This is a genomic window from Sphingopyxis sp. H053 (assembly GCF_001468225.1).
Lineage (GTDB): Bacteria > Pseudomonadota > Alphaproteobacteria > Sphingomonadales > Sphingomonadaceae > Sphingopyxis.
The window spans coordinates 387544-405429 of record NZ_LNRU01000007.1 but is presented as its reverse complement, the minus strand read 5'-3'; the positions used below and the strand labels follow the sequence as shown (position 1 = coordinate 405429).

19 protein-coding genes are annotated in these 17886 nt (G+C 64.9%); 12 read left to right on the top strand and 7 right to left on the bottom strand.

Going from position 1 to position 17886, the window contains the following annotated elements; translation table 11 throughout:
* Positions 1–5: 5 nt before the first annotated feature.
* The 6 genes from ATE70_RS16355 to ATE70_RS16330 all read right to left on the bottom strand — a co-directional run bounded on the left by ATE70_RS16355 (position 6) and on the right by ATE70_RS16330 (position 8967).
* Entirely contained in the window at positions 6–4358 is a 4353-nt protein-coding gene (locus tag ATE70_RS16355) for a strawberry notch-like NTP hydrolase domain-containing protein (RefSeq protein WP_058538907.1), read from the bottom strand.
* Between the two features lie 93 nt (positions 4359–4451).
* Positions 4452–5096 (bottom strand): hypothetical protein, encoded by a 645-nt coding sequence (locus tag ATE70_RS16350; protein ID WP_037556198.1) that lies wholly within the window; start codon positions 5094–5096, stop codon positions 4452–4454.
* 93 nt (positions 5097–5189) lie between these two features.
* Positions 5190–5690, bottom strand: a complete 501-nt coding sequence (locus tag ATE70_RS16345; RefSeq protein ID WP_037556201.1) for a hypothetical protein — start codon at positions 5688–5690, stop codon at positions 5190–5192.
* Entirely contained in the window at positions 5683–6189 is a 507-nt protein-coding gene (locus ATE70_RS16340; protein WP_197411478.1) for a hypothetical protein, read from the bottom strand. The genes ATE70_RS16345 and ATE70_RS16340 overlap by 8 nt, the downstream gene beginning before the upstream one ends.
* 125 nt (positions 6190–6314) lie before the next feature.
* Positions 6315–8441 (bottom strand): ParB/RepB/Spo0J family partition protein, encoded by a 2127-nt coding sequence (locus ATE70_RS16335; protein WP_037556203.1) that lies wholly within the window; start codon positions 8439–8441, stop codon positions 6315–6317.
* Between the two features lie 124 nt (positions 8442–8565).
* Positions 8566–8967 carry a DUF2958 domain-containing protein gene (locus tag ATE70_RS16330; protein ID WP_037556205.1) on the bottom strand — a complete coding sequence of 134 codons (402 nt, stop codon included), beginning with the start codon at positions 8965–8967 and terminating at the stop codon, positions 8566–8568.
* Between the two features lie 234 nt (positions 8968–9201).
* On the opposite strand from ATE70_RS16330, the gene ATE70_RS16325 reads away from it, so the two are divergent.
* The 4 genes from ATE70_RS16325 to ATE70_RS16310 are packed head-to-tail and all read left to right on the top strand — an operon-like array spanning position 9202 to position 10924.
* On the top strand, positions 9202–9393 hold the full coding sequence (locus tag ATE70_RS16325) for a DUF6771 family protein (protein WP_037556207.1): 192 nt from the start codon (positions 9202–9204) through the stop codon (positions 9391–9393).
* A gap of 1 nt (position 9394) precedes the next feature.
* Entirely contained in the window at positions 9395–9724 is a 330-nt protein-coding gene (locus tag ATE70_RS16320; protein ID WP_037556209.1) for a hypothetical protein, read from the top strand.
* An 11-nt stretch (positions 9725–9735) separates the two neighbouring features.
* Positions 9736–10248, top strand: coding sequence for a hypothetical protein (locus tag ATE70_RS16315; protein WP_037556211.1), 513 nt, complete (start codon positions 9736–9738; stop codon positions 10246–10248).
* A 28-nt stretch (positions 10249–10276) separates the two neighbouring features.
* Positions 10277–10924 carry an SOS response-associated peptidase gene (locus tag ATE70_RS16310; protein ID WP_037556213.1) on the top strand — a complete coding sequence of 216 codons (648 nt, stop codon included), beginning with the start codon at positions 10277–10279 and terminating at the stop codon, positions 10922–10924.
* Between the two features lie 22 nt (positions 10925–10946).
* Here ATE70_RS16310 and ATE70_RS25690 read toward each other — a convergent pair whose 3' ends face one another.
* The gene (locus ATE70_RS25690) at positions 10947–11072 is read right to left on the bottom strand and encodes a hypothetical protein (RefSeq protein ID WP_257545241.1); all 126 of its coding nucleotides are present in this window, start codon (positions 11070–11072) and stop codon (positions 10947–10949) included.
* Positions 11073–11201: 129 nt separating this feature from the next.
* Between ATE70_RS25690 and ATE70_RS16305 the strand changes: the two genes are divergently transcribed.
* The 8 genes from ATE70_RS16305 to ATE70_RS16270 all read left to right on the top strand — a co-directional run bounded on the left by ATE70_RS16305 (position 11202) and on the right by ATE70_RS16270 (position 17809).
* Positions 11202–11819: a type IV toxin-antitoxin system AbiEi family antitoxin domain-containing protein gene (locus tag ATE70_RS16305; protein ID WP_037556215.1), complete on the top strand. Its 618-nt coding sequence runs from the start codon at positions 11202–11204 to the stop codon at positions 11817–11819.
* Complete coding sequence (locus ATE70_RS16300) at positions 11812–12717, top strand: nucleotidyl transferase AbiEii/AbiGii toxin family protein (protein ID WP_037556217.1); 906 nt, start codon at positions 11812–11814, stop codon at positions 12715–12717. Before ATE70_RS16305 ends, ATE70_RS16300 begins: the two co-directional genes overlap by 8 nt.
* 278 nt (positions 12718–12995) lie before the next feature.
* On the top strand, positions 12996–13751 hold the full coding sequence (locus ATE70_RS16295) for a LuxR family transcriptional regulator (RefSeq protein ID WP_231729159.1): 756 nt from the start codon (positions 12996–12998) through the stop codon (positions 13749–13751).
* A gap of 99 nt (positions 13752–13850) precedes the next feature.
* The gene (locus ATE70_RS16290) at positions 13851–14477 is read left to right on the top strand and encodes an acyl-homoserine-lactone synthase (RefSeq protein ID WP_037556220.1); all 627 of its coding nucleotides are present in this window, start codon (positions 13851–13853) and stop codon (positions 14475–14477) included.
* Complete coding sequence (locus ATE70_RS16285; RefSeq protein WP_037556221.1) at positions 14474–15352, top strand: phytanoyl-CoA dioxygenase family protein; 879 nt, start codon at positions 14474–14476, stop codon at positions 15350–15352. The genes ATE70_RS16290 and ATE70_RS16285 overlap by 4 nt, the downstream gene beginning before the upstream one ends.
* The gene (locus ATE70_RS16280; RefSeq protein ID WP_037556223.1) at positions 15349–15960 is read left to right on the top strand and encodes a GntR family transcriptional regulator; all 612 of its coding nucleotides are present in this window, start codon (positions 15349–15351) and stop codon (positions 15958–15960) included. The genes ATE70_RS16285 and ATE70_RS16280 overlap by 4 nt, the downstream gene beginning before the upstream one ends.
* 254 nt (positions 15961–16214) lie before the next feature.
* Complete coding sequence (locus tag ATE70_RS16275; protein ID WP_231732680.1) at positions 16215–16823, top strand: RNA polymerase sigma factor; 609 nt, start codon at positions 16215–16217, stop codon at positions 16821–16823.
* Positions 16820–17809, top strand: coding sequence for a FecR family protein (locus ATE70_RS16270; protein ID WP_037556225.1), 990 nt, complete (start codon positions 16820–16822; stop codon positions 17807–17809). Before ATE70_RS16275 ends, ATE70_RS16270 begins: the two co-directional genes overlap by 4 nt.
* Positions 17810–17886 lie beyond the last annotated feature (77 nt).

Genomic DNA, 17886 nt, shown 5'->3' with positions numbered 1-17886 from the left:
CTCCTTCAGGCGGCCTTGCGATCCGCGATCCGCTGGATCGGAAATCGATCAACCAGCCGCGCGAACACGTCGGCGCCAGCAGCCCCTGCCGGCACGTAGAGCTTCAGTTGCCACGAGACGATTTCGGAAATCAAGCCAAATGCCTTCAGCCGGTCAACACCAAGATCGTTGAAGCCGGACAGCTCGATCCGCCAGTCGTTCATGGCGCGAACGCGGCGCAGCATCTGGCCTTCCGCAAGGTGCAAGACAGCCTCGCCCTTTTGCAGAAGTTGCCACGCTTCGTCTTTTGGGAGGTCGCACGGCGTGTCGCGGATCACCGATGCCACCCAGCCCGGCGAGACCTTGCGCCCGATGATGCGTTCGCCCTCGTCGGTCTGGAGCCGGTAGACGCGCGACGATTCCTTTGGCAGCAGCCGCCAGATCGGCAGCAGCAAGCCCGACGCCATGTGCAGGGTCGACGTCTCGTAATCCGGAATGTCCGCCAGTTCGGCCTTCCAGACATCGGCGAACTGATCGCGGTCGGCAGGCTGCCAATGGCTCATGACGAAATCGGCGAGCAGCATGTGGCTGGCGTCGAGGGGCCGATGGAGCCGCACGCGGCGGTGGATTGCGCCATCGTCATCGATCACGCTGCGCGCCCCGAGCTTCACCGCAGCACGCTGCGAGCGCTGGTTCACAAGCAGTTCGCCGCCGCGTTCGCGGACGAGCGCCAGTGCATCGTCAAGATCGAGCGGCAGCACCCGCTCCTTGCGCTCGATCGTCAGAAGCTGCGTCGCCGCCCCGGTGCCGGGATGGGTGTAGATCGTCTGCCGTGCGTTCACCGCGAAGCTCTCGGCGCGCAGGGTTTCGAGGCCGATCTCATAGGTTCCCGCAGCAACCGCCGCCTCGATGCGATGCACGAGCAGACCCTCGAAGGCCTCGAACAGGATGTTCTGGAGGTCGATCGTGAGGGCAAGCATGCGATTGAGGAAGGTGGTGATCGGCGGCAGTTCCTCGCGCAGGCAGCCATCGATATCGAGCAACGACAGCCCCGTCGCACTTTCGAACGTCAGCAGCGAACAGCCCTCGACCTTGGCATTCACGATCAGAAGATAGAGTTGGCGCAGCGCATCGCGGGCATAGAAGGATTCCAGATTGTCCTCGGGCCGGAACATATTCTGCCCGCCCGTCTGGCGCTGGCCGCGCGTGATCGCCCCCATCGAATCGAGCCGCCGCGCGATCGTCGATATGAAGCGCTTCTGCGCCTTGACGTCGGTCGACACCGGACGAAACATCGGTGGCTGCTTCTGGTTCGTTCGATTTGTCCGCCCGAAGCCCTGGATCGCGGCATCCGCTTTCCATCCTGCCTCGAGCAGATAGTGAATGCGCCGCCGCTGGTTCTTGGCGCCGAGATCGGCATGATAGGAGCGGCCCGTTCCCCCGGCCTCCGAGAAGACAAGGATGCGCTTCTCGTCGTCCATGAAGGCGTGGGTCTCGCCAATGTTCGCACTGCCGGGGCGGGTCTCGACCGCAAAACGCACATCTCCGTCGTCGCCCGTCCGCGGGACAATGCGACGCGAGCGCCCCGTCACCTCGGCGACCGTCTCGGTCCCGAAATGCTGGACGATCTGATCGAGCGCGCCCGGCACCGGCGGCAACGCGGCGAGCTTCTCGATCATCGCGTCGCGCCGCCGGCACGCCTCGCGGCTGACGATCTGATTGCCGGCCTCGTCATAAGCGGGCCGCGACGCAAGATTGCCCTCGCCGTCGGTGCAGGGTTCGAACAATTGGACCGGAAAGCCGTGCGCGAGATAATCGAGCACATATTCGCGCGGGGTGATGTCGACCGACACGTCGCCCCAATCCTCCACCGGGATCTCGGCGAGCCGGCGCTCCTGCAACGCTTCCCCAGTCGAGACGATCTGGACGACGGCCGCATGGCCCGCCTCAATGTCGCGAGCGATGCTTGCGATGGCGCTCGGGGTCTGCATCGCGGTGATGAGATGGTTGAAGAAGCGCTGCTTGGTGCTCTCGAATGCCGATCGCGCCGCCGATTTCGCCTGCGCATTGAGCGTGCCATGCTCGGCGCTCGTCACCCCCGCCGCCTCCATCGCCGCGGCGAGATTGTTGTGGATGACCTGGAAGGCACCGGCATAGCTGTCGTAGATGCGTCGCTGCTCGTCGGTGAGCTTATGTTCGAGCAGCTCATATTCGACCCCATCGAACGACAGCGACCGTGACGCGTAGAGGCCGAGCGCCTTGAGGTCGCGCGCGAGCACCTCCATTGCCGCCACGCCGCCCTGCTCGATCGCGGCGACGAACTCGCTGCGCGAAGCGAACGGAAAGTCGTTCCCGCCCCACAGGCCGAGCCGCTGCGCATAGGCGAGGTTCTGCACCGTCGTCGCCCCTGTCGCGGAGACATAGACGATGCGCGCGTCGGGAAGCGCGTGCTGAAGTCGCAATCCCGCTCGCCCCTGCTGCGACGGTTTCTGGTCGCCGCGCTCGCCCTTTCCACCCGCCGCATTGGCCATCGCATGGGCTTCATCGAAAATGATCGCGCCGTCGAAGTCAGGCCCGAGCCATTCGGCGATCTGCTCGATGCGGCTCGCCTTGCCCTCGCGGCCCTGCGAGCGAAGCGTCGCATAGGTGGTGAAGAGGATGCCTTCGGCAAGCCGGACCGGCGTACCCTGGCGGAAGCGCGACAGCGACGTGACGAGCAGGCGCTCCTGCCCGAGCGCCGACCAGTCGCGCTGCGCGTCCTCGAGCAGCTTGTCCGACTTCGAGATCCAGAGCGCGCGGCGCCGGCCCTTCAACCAGTTGTCGAGAATGATCCCCGCGACCTGTCGGCCCTTGCCGGCGCCGGTGCCGTCGCCAAGGAACCAGCCGCGCCGGAACTGGACCGCTGCCTCATTATCGTCGCTCGCCGCACTCACGACATCCGCGGTCTCGTCGACCGTCCAGGCGCCCGACAAATGACCGGCATGGGCCTCGCCGGCGTAGATGACCGATTCCAGCTGCGCGTCGGACAGGAGGCCGTCGCTAACGAGATTTTCGGGAAGATGCGGCCGATAGGAAGGGCGCGGCGGCGCGACCGACGCCATCGCCGCCGACTGGACGAGCGCGGTCGGATGGGGAGACGCCCCCGCAATGCGCAAGGACTGGAGCGCATAGGGCTCGTAGATCGCCTCGCCAAGTTGTCCGACGGGCGGTGACCACTCGATCGTCTCATAGACAAGCTCGCCCGAAGCGACGCGCGCGGTCTTCTCCGGACGCGTGGCTCCCCTGGCAAGAGGCCCCCGAGAAGCCGCTGCGTCGCGCATGAATGGCATTGCCGCTGTTGGCGCAGGGGGCGGCGGGGCAGGCCGCGGCGGAACATGGCTGGTCACCCAGGCAAGAAGCGTCGCCAGGTCGGGCGCTTCGCCATGGCTCGCCGGCAGCATCGATGGATCGGCCACGGGTACCTTGTCGATAACAAGCAGTCGCGTCGCGGTCGTGGTGCCGTGCTTGGCGTAGACTTTTCCAGCGATCGCGGCGGAGAACAGGATCGTCGCCCGCTCCTGTAACCCGACGAACCCCGCGCGGAAGGCCGCGGCATCGGGTGCGCAATTCGCCCCCATGATCGCGACCAGCCGACCGCCGTCGCGGAGCCGCGCGAGCGCGGAGGCGATATGGCGAAGTGCAGTGCCTCGCATCGGGCGGTCGACGTGCGCCGTGGCGGAGAAGGGCGGGTTCATGAGGACGACGTCGGGGACGAAAGAAGCGTCGAGGCGGTCGTCGATCGACGCGCCATCATGACGCGTGATTGGCACGGCGGGAAACAGTAGCTCGAGAAGCTCGGCGCGACCGTCGGCCAACTCGTTGAGCGCGAGGCTCGCCCCCGCAAGTTCGGCGTGGATCGCGAGCATGCCTGTCCCGGCCGAGGGTTCGAGCACGCGGTCTCCGGCATGGATCGAGGCCGCGTGCGCCGCCACAAAGGCGAGCGGCAAAGGCGTCGAGAATTGCTGGAGTGACTGGCCTTCCTCTGAGCGGCGCGTCTGGGTGGGAATGCGCGCGGCAAGTCGCTCCCACATCGCAAGCACGCGTTGCGGCGAGCGGTTTTGCGTCGCAAGCGCGCCGCCGTAGCGGCGAAGCAGCAGGATCTGCGCCGCCTCGCACGCATCATAAGCCGCCTTCCAGTCCCACGCACCGGCAGCATCGCTCGCGCCAAAGGCGCGTGCCATCGCCTCGCGCAGCTGGGCCGTGGAAAAGGGGTGGCCCGCCTCGAGCAGAGGCTGAAGCGCCTGAGCGGCATCGAGCAGGCGCCGGGAAGCTGGCGCGACCGAGCTGGGACGAGCGGCCGCCGCGGCGCCGCGCGCCGCATCGGGGAAGGTCATATGCATGGCTGAAATCCTCAGGAGAGCGGGGCAGGAATGAACCGCCCGCTGCTCTCTCCAGGATCCGGGGGTTCCCCCTCCCGGCCCCGCCTCTCCCTCTCAACCGAAGCGAACCCCATCCTCGGTGAAGCCATATTCGTTGAGGCGGATCATCTCGTCGATCGCCGCGTCGGACGTCAGATGCTCATATTCGTCATCGAGCCGCCCGTAGAGCCAGCGGGCCAGGTCGCGCAGCGCCTCGCTTACATCCTCTTCGGCGTCAGCCGTCATATCCTGGACGACGGGGCTGTCGCGCTCGACGACAATGTCCATGCTATATTCGTGATAATAGCGACCGCGATGGCCAATGCGCGCGCTAAGCTGATAGAAGTTGCGGCGCTGAATCGAGCCAAGGGCATCGGCGATGCGATGAAGTTCGACATCCTTGGGCGCGTAGCGGCGGATCGTCGCCAACGCGCCCTTGGCGTAACTGTAATCGCCTTCGAAACAGGCGCCGTCACCCTGGCTCCAGCAGCCGGAAAACCAAATGCAGGGCTTCCGGCGCGTCCCGCCGCCGAAGAGGCGCACCGAGGTCATGTCGAGACGGACCCCCAATATGTCGCAGACGCGCTCGAAGTCCTCATAAACAAATTCGAACCAGTCATAGTCGAAACCGCCTTCGCGATACCAGGCGCGTGCCTTCTCCTTTGCGGCCTCGGGCAGTTCATCAAGGCAACACACGGTCGTTTGGATAATCGAGGGCATGACATCTTCCTCTCGCGTCAAGAGCCAGAAAAGGCGAAAGCCCGGCGCGCGGGCCGGGCTTTCGCAGTCGGTGAACGATGGTCTGGACAGGCGTCAGTCAGGGGCATCGCCCGACAGACGGGCGATGGCCTCCTCAAGCCATCCCGCCGTCGAGACCGCTTCGATATCGTCCGCCGTGATCAGCGTCGCGGCGCCGCCGAAACCGTCGGGCCGCATTTTCGAGCAGGTCCATGCGGCCTCGACCTCGACATGGTCGAGCGCCGACCGCTGAACGATGTCCTGGAAAATGCCCTCGAAGCCGATCGCCGACATATCGAGTTCGAGCTCGGCATCGTCGGCATCGCATTTGGCAATCTCCTGCCGGACGAGATCGGCAAGGCCGCTTGCGACACCGTCATCTTCGGTGAGCAGCGCCTTCACCTCCGCGAGGTCCAGGAACAGCAGATCGTTCGGACCATGGCCGGCGCAGAAATAGACATCGTCGCCGACATCCTCATGATCGAATATCTGGCCGAGAACCTTATATTCGAGCGCGGTCATCGCAGTGCGCGGGATATCCGGACGGATAACGGTCTGGGAAAAATAATCAGCCATGGCTCGCCTCCCGCGGTGCGGCCGCGCTTTCCGCCGCCGCCGGTACCGGCGGCGGATCGCCCTCGACAACCAGCGGCGGCACTGCGAATTCCGCGGTGTCGAAATAGGCCATCGCAGCCTCGATCGAGCCGAGCTCGACGAGCAGACGGCGATCGAGCAGGACCCGGTCGCTTTCATCGATCATATAGCTGTCGACCGTACCCGAGCCGCGGTAGACGAGCCGCTCGGGCGACCATTCGCCGGGATAGCTGCCCGACCAACGGACAAAGGGCAGACTTTTCTCGACGCAGAAGGCCTCGAGATTGTCGATCTTGCCCCAGGCGCAACTCTCGTCGAACAGCGCGAGCGGCTGGCCCACGACGCGGCTTTCGGCGTCGAAGGGCTCGCCGCCCCATTCGGGCGACAGGCCCTCAAAGGCGATGATATGGAGCAGCTCTGCGAAAACTGGAGCAGAGATTTCGCCGCCGATCTCGATCGATGCGGGAACGCGATCAGCCATGACAGCCTCCATCGTTGGAGCGGCGAATGGGATTTGAATTATTCATGTCAGGTCTCCAAAAAAGGGCCCGGCCCGGCATCGCTGCCGGGTCCGAGGTTCGATTGTCAGTGATGGGCGGAAGCCGATTATTCGGCCGCGACAGGCAGTTCGGCGTCGTTCGCGCCGTCCAGTTCGACTGCATCCTCGGCAAGGAAAGGAGGCAATTCTGAGTCGGCGGGATCGCCCTCCGCGTCGCCGAGTTCAGCATCGTCGAGCCCCGGCGTGCGCATCGGCTCAGGAAGCCAGGCCGCATCTTCGAGAAGCCGTTCCGCCTCGCGCGCCATGTCGGCCTTCTTGAGATGATCGATCATCTCGGCAAATTGCGTCCCGCGCGCCTCGGCGACGTCGGCGAGGATCCGCGGTTTCGTCACCGAGCGGAAATAGCCCTCGACCGTCGGCCGCCAGCCCGCTGCAACGAGATCGAGCCCAACCGCCCGCGCCAGCACATCGCTGTGCGCGATCCGGCGCGCCACGCCGTGCGCCGAGATGCGGCCATTGTCGTATTTGGGAACGATCTCGGCCTGGGCATTGACGCAGAGCGAGGTGCAGTGCGCGAGGAGTTTCGCCTGCTCCTCGCCGTCGAGGGTCAGCAGAAAGTCCCAAAGCTCCTTGTCGTCCTGCGGGAGCCGCTCTTTCCATGCCGACGCGCGCGCGTCGATCGCCTGCGCCGGCGCGCAATCGCGCAGGTTCGTCGGCGCGTTGCTGAAATAGACGCGGTTCGCCGCGATCTCGACGCAACTTTCGCGGGTAGCGGAATAGAAACAGCCGAGAACAAGGGCATGGAGCACCGCAGCGAAGGCAATGGCCGGATCCTGGGCAAAGGCGTCCTGGAGCGCGAGCGTGCGCCATGCGGTGAGATCCGACACGAGGCGATCGGGAAGCGGACGCAGCGCATCGGATTCGTCTTCGCCATCGCTGCCCACAGGCGGTATGACGTGATCGCCATCCCCGCCGCCACGCAGGCCGGACCCTTCGCCCCCTGCTTCCGTTTCCGGATCAGCCTCGCCATCGGCCAGTTCCCGCTCCGGCTCGTCCTCAGCCCGCACGAACCCGCGCTCGTTCCGCACCGATCCGTCGCGGTCGATCGAGACGAAGGCGCCAGCGCGTCCCATCTCGGCGGGATCGAAGACGAGCGGGCGGTCGACGAGCGCGCCGAGTTCGGCGTCGATGGCATCGATCCGCGCATGCACTTCGGCGGGCACGTCCGGCACCTCGGACCATTGCTCGCAAAGCGCCTCGCTTTCAGCCTCGAGTGCGGCGACGCGGGCCTGTTCATCGTCGGTCATCGGGACCTCCGTGCGGTCGATCGCGCGCAGGTCGCGCGTCGCGTCCCACGGCAGGTCGATCGAGGTGGTCACCCATTTCCAGCCCTCGGCGAGAATGCGCTCGCCTTCAGCTTTCAATCTTTCGTCGACCAGCCGGTCGAGCAGCGCCGGGTCGGTGAGCCAGCCGCCTCCGTCGGCCTCAAACAAGTCGCGCACCACGCCGCCGCCTGCCGTGACATAGGTATCGACGCCGACGAACGCTGCGCGCTTGTCGGTGACCCTTACGCTGTCCTCGGTGAGTTTCTGGCGGATGAAGCCGGGGCTCTTGTTGAAACTGTGATCGAGCTGCGCCCAGAGCTCCTCCTGGCGCTGATGATCGTCGGCGACGGTGAAGGCCATCAACTGGTCGAGCGTCATCCCGTCGTCGGCATAGATGTCGTGGAGCTTCGGTGACACCGCGGCGAGCTTCAGCCGCTGGCGCACGACCGCGGGGGTGGTGAAATGATGCGCCGCGATCGCCTCGACATCGTCGCCCTTGTCGACCATCGCCTGCATCGCGCGAAACTGGTCGAGCGGATGGAGGCTCTCGCGCATGGCATTTTCGGCGAAACTGTCGTCCTCGGCGAGAATATCGCTGTCCGCCGCGCGCACGACGCAGGGGATTGGCGCATCATTCGCGAGACGCTTCCGCTTCACCAGCAGTTCGAGCGCGCGATAGCGCCGCCCCCCGGCCGGTATTTCATAGCGGCCCGTCTCCTTTCCCGAGGCGTCGCGTTCGGGCCGGACGTTGAGGCTCTGGAGCAGGGTTCGCCGGTCGATATCGTCGGCGAGCGCCTCGACCGACACGCCGGCTTTCACCCGCCGGACATTGGACTGGGAGAGAAACAGCCGGTCGAACGGGATGTCGCGCGACGGGCTGAGGATGAGTTTCGGGGCCTGTCTGGCCATGGGCTTTCTCCATGACGGGCCGCCGCGAGACACTCTCCCGGCTCCTGGACCCGTCACGAAGGCGCCAGCCCCCCTCTTCCTCCCGGGGGCCGCGCGTGGCGGTCCCGGCAGGCGGCCAGGCGCGTCAGCCGCGCCCCGAAAGTCGTTCGACCGCGCGCCGGAGCCTTTGCTCCCCCAACACGATCGACCCCGCTCGCCGCGCCGCTTCGGCATAAGCCGATAGCGGGTGGCTTGCCGTGAAGTGGAGGTCGCGTTCGATCGTGAGGCCGAACGGAAGGCGGACGGACTCGAGTTCGGACAGCGCGAAGCTGCCGAGTTCGGGGCAGCCGAAGCCGAGATCGGCGAGGCCGAAGAAAATACCGTCCGCATCGATCTCGGTCGCGAGCCAGGTCGCCGCGCCGACGGGGCTGAACAGGCGGACGACCGGTTTGGGGTCCGGCTCGCGTTCGCCGCGCGAAAGCGTGTCGATCCGGGTGGCCAGATTGGCGCGAAGCTGCGCCTCGAGCGCGGGGGTCAAGAGTTTCATGGTACTTTCTCCTGGGGCGACCGGCGGCGAGCCTCTCTCGCCGCGCGCGGTCCGCCGCCCAGGGGCGGGCCATCTCTTCCTCGCCGGTTTCTGGCGTTGCCGGTGGCGGCCGCGCGCCCCGGACCGGGCGGCGACGGGCGGCAGCGGCAGCAAGCGCCCGCTGACCACGCAGGCCGCCCGCGCTGTCCCGGTCACCCACTTGCCAAATTGTTCTCTCTATGTTCTCATTAGGGCATGGACAATATCGATACTGCCCGAGTCGCAGAGACCATCCTTTCCGCCCCTGGCTGGGCGCGCGTGGGTATCACCGCGCCGACGAATCACATCCGTGTCGAGGCCGCGTTCGAACTCGCCCGTGCGATCGTCGAGAGCGTCCGTGCCGGCGCGGAGCCCGCAAGCCCCGACCAGCTTGGACTCTCCCTGTGACGTGGGCGGATGGACAAAGGACGGACAGCATCGCGCCACGCATGTCTTCGAGGCCGCGGCCTGGTTTCGGGCGATCAAGCCCGTTTGCCGCTGCGGGCATAGTGCGACGTTCAATCCCTATGGGATCTGGTGGCGCTTCGAGTGCAGGATGTGGGACGGCAATCTCGTCAAGGCGTGCCAGAAATTCTGGTGTGTTCGCTGCGGCGCGCGGACGGGCAAGCGCGTCCGCCCGGTGCGGATCGAGCTCGTCGACCCGAGCCCCGATGACATCGCCCTGCCGATGCCCGAAGAACGCGAATGGAAGCGCGCGCTCAGCCGTTTCCGCGCCTGAGGACTGAGTTCATGGATATCGAGACGGACGACGCGCTGGTCGGCATCGGCAAGCTCCACCGCGTGATGGTGTGGAACGGCCAGCGCGAATGCGAGAAGGAGATGCTGTGGGGGCTGCCCTCGCGCGATGCCGATATATTCCAGATCCCGCTCCTGAAGTCCGAGACCGCGATCATTGATCGCCCCTGTCTGCTGCTCGCCAATGAGTTCGGCCTCGTGAAGCGCGGCAAGACGATCTACGCCGCAAGCCTCATCAGCGACGAGCCTTTCTTCTGCATCGCAGCGGTCTGGCGTCCGGCGCACCGCCTGTGGCCTGAGAGCTTCGCGGTGCTCACCGTCCCGGCCTATGACGATCTGGCGCCGCACAAGGATCGCCACGTCGGCGTGGTCCGCCCCGAGGACTGGTTCGACTGGTTGATGGGGGCGCGGCCGCCGCTGGACATGTTGCGACCTTTCCCCAAGAATAGCTTCAGCATCATGCCGCCGATCCAGCAGAATTTCGACGAAATGCTCGGCGCGGCCTGACCGAAACCACCCAAGGGGACTCGCCGCCATGTGCAATCTCGTGACCCTCAAGGCTTCGGTCGCCGAAGTGGCCTCGGCGTTCGGTGCGCGGCGTCCGCTCACCAATGCGCAACCCGGCGAAGTCTATCCCGGCGGACAAGGATTTGTGGTCCGTGACGACGCGGGCACGCGCGCGCTCCAGTCGATGACCTGGGGCTTCCCGGTGCGGCTCAAGCATATGAAACCGACGAGCAAGCCCAAGCCCGTCAACAATGCCCGCGACGACAAGCTGATGACCTTCTGGCGAACATGGTTTACCAATCCCGCCCAGCGCTGTCTGATCCCGATCACGGCCTTCGCCGAAGCCGAAGGCGAGAAGGGCAAGATGACGCGAACCTGGCTAAGCGTCGTCGACCAGCCGCTCGCCGCCTGCGCCGGGCTCTGGCGTCCGACCAACGAGTGGGGCGATTGCTATACGATGGTGATGGTCGATGCGACCGAGGAGCTGTTCGACATTCACGACCGGATGCCGGTCATTCTTCACGCCGCCGATCATGACGCCTGGCTGCAAGCTTCGGCTGAGGAGGCAATGAAGCTCGTTACCCAATATCCGGCAAGCCGGTTGGAGGTTGAGCGGACCGACGTCCCGTGGTTCAGCCGCAAGCCCCCGAGCGCGTATGCCCCGACGCTCCTTTGAGAAGCTGGATAGCGGGGCGACGTCACCCGCCGAATAGCGACCGGATCGCGCCGATGAGGCCGGCAATGAAGGAGCCGCCGACGAGAACAGCGGCGAACCAGAATTCGATCGCCAGCGCGCGCGATTTCCATTTCGGTTCCTGATCCATCTGACCGGCATGCCATGACCGGTGAATGTAGGAAATAGTGGAATCGGGGCCATCTCCGAACGCCATAATCATTGCATGACATGTGACAAAACCTATGATACATCGCATTTAAGTTAGAGGTTTTGTCACATGCACACATCGATAACGCAAGGCGAGACGCTTCGAGCGCTCTTTGGCGCGCATCCGATCCTGCGCGCGCGCGAGCTACGCGCCGCAGGCGTGGCACCCGAAACCATCGCTCGCGCGGTCGACAGTGGCGACATCGACCGTATCGCGCGAGGACTCTATCAGCTTCACGGCGCGCCGATCGACACCGACCAAGGCCTCGCCGAAATCACCAAGCGCATCCCGAACGGGGTTATCGCCATGGTATCGGCGCTCGCTTTCCACGGGCTCACCGACCAGATGCCGCGGCGGGTCTGGGTAGCAATAGGACCCAGCGACTGGGCACCGGTCATCGATTATCCGCCTGTCCGGATCGTCCGCCTCGCCGACAAATATCGACGCCAGGGGATCGAGCATCACAAGGTCGCCGGGGTCGATGTTCCCATCTATTCGGTTCCCAAAACGCTGGCCGACCTGTTCCGTAATCCGCGCCTCGTCGATCGCTCGGTTGCGGTCGAGAGTCTGCGCGCAGCGCTCGACCAGCGCAAGACGAGTCCCGGTGACATCGCCGAGGCCGCGGCAGCGGGCGGGGTCTGGAAGCGAATGCAGCCCTATCTCGAGGCGCTCAGCTTCAATGGCTAAGGCACCCGTCAATCTGGCAGCCTCGGTCAAGGACCGGCTGCTCCAATTGGCGCGCAAGGAGCGTCAGCCCTTCGACGTTCTGCTCGTTCGCTTCGCGCTCGAGCGCCTGCTTTACCGACTGTCGCTCTCGCCGCTACGGGACCAGTTCATTCTCAAAGGCGGTCTTCTCGTCACGCTCTGGCTCGAAGACGATAATCGAGTCACCCGCGACGCCGACTTTCTCGCCTTCGGCGATGCAAGCGCCGAACGGCTGATAGCGGATTTCGGCGCGATCATGAAAATCGAGGCGGCTGACGGGCTGACTTTCGATATCGACGCACTCACCGCGCGGCCGATCCGCGAGGGAGCCGAATATGGCGGCATGCGGCTAACAACGACCGCCTTTCTCGAACGAACGCGCATCCCGATCACGATCGACCTCGGCTTTGGCGACGCCCTCTCGGATCCGGCGCCGCCGACTTCCTTCGCGACGCTGCTGGACTTTCCCGATCCGGAGATCCGCACCTATTCGCCGACAAGCGTCATCGCAGAGAAATTTCAGGCGATGGTAGCGCTCGGGATCGCCAATGGTCGCATGAAGGATTTCTACGACCTCTGGGCGATTCCGCAGGCCTGCGACATCAATGCTCAAGCGCTCGACGCAGCACTTGCGGCGACATTCGATCGACGCGGCACGCCGATCCCGGCTGACCGTCCGCCGGGGCTCTCGGCTGCCATGTTCGAAGACGGCGACAAGCGGCGGCAATGGGATGCCTATGCCGCGAGCCTTGAGCTTGAAGGCGTGACATTCTCCGCCGTGATCGACGCGGTCTGGGGCCTTGTCGCGCCGAGCTGCGAACGACTGCTTGCCCATGACGTTTCGATCGCCACTTCGACTCCAGATGCCGCCGGTGCGTGACGCCGGCTCCGCCGCGGTCGGCGTATTAAGGCATTAGGTGTCAATCTGGGTCCGATTGGTGCACCAAGCCGCTTTATCAGGTGATTTCCTGTCGTTACACCGAAGAGGCGATCGGCATTGCGTATAGAGGCTGAGGTATCACCCGCCCGCCGCAGTGCGAGGACCATCGCGCAGCTTGTCCAACTTCATTGTCTCCCGGAGAGGAAACGGGAGCGATGAGCCATGGAGCGGATCGCGGGCGGACGGGTCGGGAACGCGTCGGCGGCCGATGAATCGACGTGAAGCATTTTAATCTGACGGAGGAACTCGCACACGACATATCAGGCGCCGACAAGGAAGAACGGCTCTTTGCCGCCCTGTCGAACGCCGCCGACCGCATGGGATTTGATCTTTTCGCGCTCGCCTTCGATCGCCGCGGCGGCGGCGGCGAGGGTGCATCGATGCTCGTGCATAATTATCCCGACGCCTGGGCGAATGTCTATGTCGGCTTCGATCTCAGCGGCACCGACCCGATCCGGCGCGCCGGCGAAAAATCCATGACGGGTTTTCAATGGCGCAATGTCGATCACTACATCCCGCTTTCTCGCGGTGACCGGCAGTTGCTGAAGGTCGCCCGCGAGAGCGGAATCGGCGACGGCTTCACGGTGCCGCGGCACTTGCCTGGCGAAGCGACCGGAAGCTGCTCCTTTGCCGTCGCTCCCAATGCCAGGATCCCGCTCGAGATGCTCCACGCCGCCGAGATCGTCGGCGCCGTGGCGCTCGCCGCGGCGCGGCAGCTCATCGGGACAGGCTCCTATACTCCGCGGGCGGCGCTGACCGAGCGGCAGCGCGAATGCGTGCTCTGGTCCGCCCGCGGCAAGACTGCTGGCGAGACCGCCAGCATCCTCGGCATCAGCGAAGAGACCGTGGTCCGTCATCTCAAGATCGCGCGCGAGCGCTATTCAGTGCCTTGTCGGCAAATGCTGATCCTCTGCGCCCTGTTCGACGGCGTCATCGGCTTTTCGGATGTCTATGACTGGTGGCGCCCGCTCTGACGCTCGCACATAAATCGTCCCGGGATTGCCCATTTCTGGGCATAGCCGCGCGGTGGGAATGATGGTCTGATCCTGGCACCGACAAGCCAAGGAACCATCATGATCACTCAATCCACGCGGGCGCAGGATGCGCCCGGGAATGCGGCGCTTCGCGCCATGTTCGCCGCCCGCAAGCAGGTCTTCATCGACAAGCTGCAATGGGATTTGCCTGCCCTCGACGGCCGCTTCGAGCTCGACCAATTCGACACCCCGGACGCGCGGTACCTGATCCTGCTCGATCCCGATGATCTGCGCCACCGGGCGTCGGCGCGGCTGCTGCCAACCACGGCGCCGCACCTGCTCGGCGACATCTATTCGCATCTTTGCGCCGACGGGGCGCCGTCCGGTGAAGGCGTGTGGGAGATCAGTCGCTTCTGCCTCGACCCCGGACAAACGCCCACCGAGCGCCGCGACGCGCGCAACCAGTTGGTCACCGCGCTGGCGGACTATGCTCTCCGCCACGGCATAGGCGAATATGTCGGTGTCGCAGAAGCCGGTTGGTATCACACGATCAGCAAATTTGGCTGGACATGCCGCACGCTGGGTCCCGTTCACCGGGATAGCGCGTGCCGGATAGTCGCCCTCAGCATAGCGATCGACGAGGATACGCTCCCCGGATTGCAGCGCACCGGCACCTATGCGCCGCTTGTCCTCAAGTTCGAAGAAGGCGGGGAGGCGGGGCGATGAAAAAGGATCTGACCGAAGCCGATCTGCCTGGCCTGCTCTTCGAGGAGCTGCGCCGCAAAGGCTATTGCATAATTCGCAACGAGGCGGTCGCGCGTGTCCATGCGCTCGCAAGGGATCTCGACCCCATCTTCGCCGCGACGCCCTTTTGTGAAGGCAATTTCTACGGCCGCCGCACAAAGCGCTTCGGCGGCCTGCTCAAGCGATCGGAGCACATGGCCGCACTGGTACTCAACCCGCTCATCCTTTCTGCCGTGGAGACCATTCTCGGCACCGGCTGCGACCGGATCCAGCTCAACCTCACACAGGCGATCGAAATCCATCCGGGCGAAGTGCGGCAGTTCCCGCACCGCGACCAGGATATGTGGCGCGGCGCCGACGGCACCCAGGAATATCTCGTCAACGTCCTCTGGCCGCTGACACCCTTCACAAAAGAAAACGGCGCAACGCGCATCTTTCCGAAGAGCCACGGCGTGAAGGGGATGGCGAAATCTGATCTTGGGCAACCCATTTTCGCCGAAGGCAAGCCGGGCGCGGCGATATGCTTTCTGGGATCGACTGCGCATGGGGCGGGCTCGAACCTCAGCCAAGAGGTCCGGCGCGGCGTGCTCGTCAGCTACAGCTTGGGATGGCTGAAGCCCTATGAGAATTTGTGGCTCGCCTATCCGCCCGAGGTCGCCCGGACGTTTCCTCCCGAACTGGCCGCGCTCGCCGGCTATGCGCAGCACCGCCCGAATCTCGGCAATTACGAAGGGCAATGCCCATCGATCCTGCTGCAAGACGAACGGCCGGCGCATATCGGCGCGATCGACGCGCTCCGTACCGACCAGGCCGACGCCGTGTCCGAATTCGCTGCTGCGGAAAGGAACGAAAAATGAGCCCGGCACACGTGTTCGAGCCGACCTATGAGGCGATCAAGCGTCAGCTGATGAGCGGAGAATGGGCTAGCGGCACCCGGATCGAAGCGGCCCGTCTCGCCGAAGATCTCGGGGTCAGCGTTACCCCGGTTCGCGACAGTCTCTACCGGCTCAATGGCGAGCGGATGGTCGATTTCGCACCGGGCGAGGGCTTTCACGTTCATCGGCTGACCGAAACCGAGTTTCGCGACCTGCTCGAGTTGCACCTGATCTTGCTGCTCGCGGCGCTTGCGACGGCGCCAAAAGGCTCGGCAACTTCGGTCCCCGCTGACCAGCCCTATCCCGACCGCATCGCGGACCTGTTCCTGGCGATCGCGGAGCGCTCGGCGAACAGCGAGATCGTCGCGAGCATCGCAGCGATCGGCGACAGGCTTCAGCTATCGCGTCATTTCGACGCGATGATCCTTGCCGACATCGACGCAGAGTATAACGCGATCGCGATCGCCTTCGCCGATGCAGAGCCGCAAGCGCAGGTTCGCAATCTCCTGCTCGGTTATCACGAGCGGCGCGCGCGTGAAGCGGCCAGCTACGCCCGAACGCTCGCCGGCCATCCGGGTCGACAGCCATGATCGCTGGCCGAAATGGGAGTGACGTTTTGCTTGTCAGCGCCGCCTACAATTGACATGATTCGACGGCGCAGGAGCATCGCTGGCAGTTCCTGCGCGGAATATTTCGCCAGGCATCATATGCGCCAGTCCCTGACCGGACCGGCGGCCCAACCGGTCCATGGTTCGCGCGAGCGACCAAACGGCGGCACTGCACTGGAAGACGGGTCTCTGGCGAATGCCGGCTGGTCCCGTTCGTGCCTCCGGGATTTTCTGTCGTGTCTTCCTGTACCTGCGGCGACCGTGCGCCGCCGCGTCACCCCTTTTCGGTGTCCTCGGCCTGCCATGCCCATCCGGCCGATCGTCCCCCTTCGGCCGATGAGCGTCCAGAAGCCGGGCACGATCTGGACGCGATATATCGGACCCATCGCATATCGCTCTTCCATTTCCTTCGCCGCAAAGCAGGAGCCGAGGAAGCACCGGACCTAGTGCAGGAAGTGTTTGCTCGCGCCGCGGGGAGCGCACAGCGCCACCAGCTCATCAATCCGGGCGGGTTTCTTCGCCGCATCGCCCAAAATCTCCTTATCGATCGCGCGCGGCGCCAGAAGTCCGCGCGGGCGATCTTCTTTCCGCTTCGCGAGGAGCGCGACGGCGCGACGCCTGCGGCGCAGGAGTGGAACCTCGAAGCCGCGGACCTGCTGCGATTGTATGAAACGGCGGTTGACGCCATGCCGCCAAAAACGCGCCGCGTTTTCCTGATGCACCGGGTGGACGAACTCAGTTATCGCGAGATACACGAACTGCTGGGCATCAGCATCGCAACGGTGGAATATCATATGATGAAAGCGCTCGGTCAGATTTCAAAGTTGGTGGACGGCGGCCGATGACGAGCACAAGCGGCGGCAACTATCCCGTCGATGAGGTCGCGCAGGCGTGGCTGATCAAGATGCGCGGCGAGGACGCCGGCGCGCTGCGCGGAGAGTTTGAAGCGTGGCTCCTCGCATCGGCCGATCATGGCGAAGCCTACCGCCGCGCCGAACGCCGCATGGCGGCCATGGCGGTTCTCAAGACCTCGCAGCGCCACGGAACAAGCCATGCCGAAGCGCGGCGGGGCCGGGTTCGCGGCTGGCTGCCATGGGGCGCCGCCGCGACCGCAATCGCGCTGCTGATTGTAGCATTCGGGGCTGGAGGCGCCTCCCTTCCCGGCCAGCCCGGCAGTGCGTCCACCGCGCGCGCCGCCGAACCCCTGATTACGCAGCGCGGCGAGATCCGCACGTTCCGGCTTGCCGACGGCTCGCGCGCGACGCTTGATACCGACAGCCGGCTGGACGTCGCGTTCGGAGACGGCGACCGCAGCGTCCGCTTGGTAAAGGGCAGGGTCCGTCTTTCCATCGCCAAGCAAGCTAAACCGCTCCATATCGACGCCGGGACAGGCGCAGCAATCGCGAACGATGCCGAGATCGACCTTAGCCTCGACGAGGCCGGAACGGTCAGTGCGGCCCTCCGGCGCGGCGAGGCCGGCCTGCGCGCAGACGCCAAAACCGGTCCTGCGACCGCGTTGTCACAGGGAAAGACGCTGACCTATCGGCGTGATGGCAAGTTGCAGTTCGGTATGGCCCAAGCGTCTGACATTCCCGCAAACTGGCCCGAAGGCTGGGCCGAATATCGTTCGATAAGGCTCGACCGACTGGTTGCGGAGGCCAATCGCTATGCCGTCATCCCGATCGTGATCGACGATGCGGCGAGCGCCGCGCTTGAGGTTTCCGGCCGCTTCCATCTTAGCGAGACCGATGCTTTCGCTGAACGGATCGCAACCCTGTTCGGTCTCAGGGTCGAACGCACGGCGAGAGCCATCCATCTTCGCCGCCGATAATTTTTTCACCCAAGACTAAGGGGCTCCCCTTCGCCCCGTCAACGCACCCCCACTGGCCGCCTGCCTGAAGCACGGCC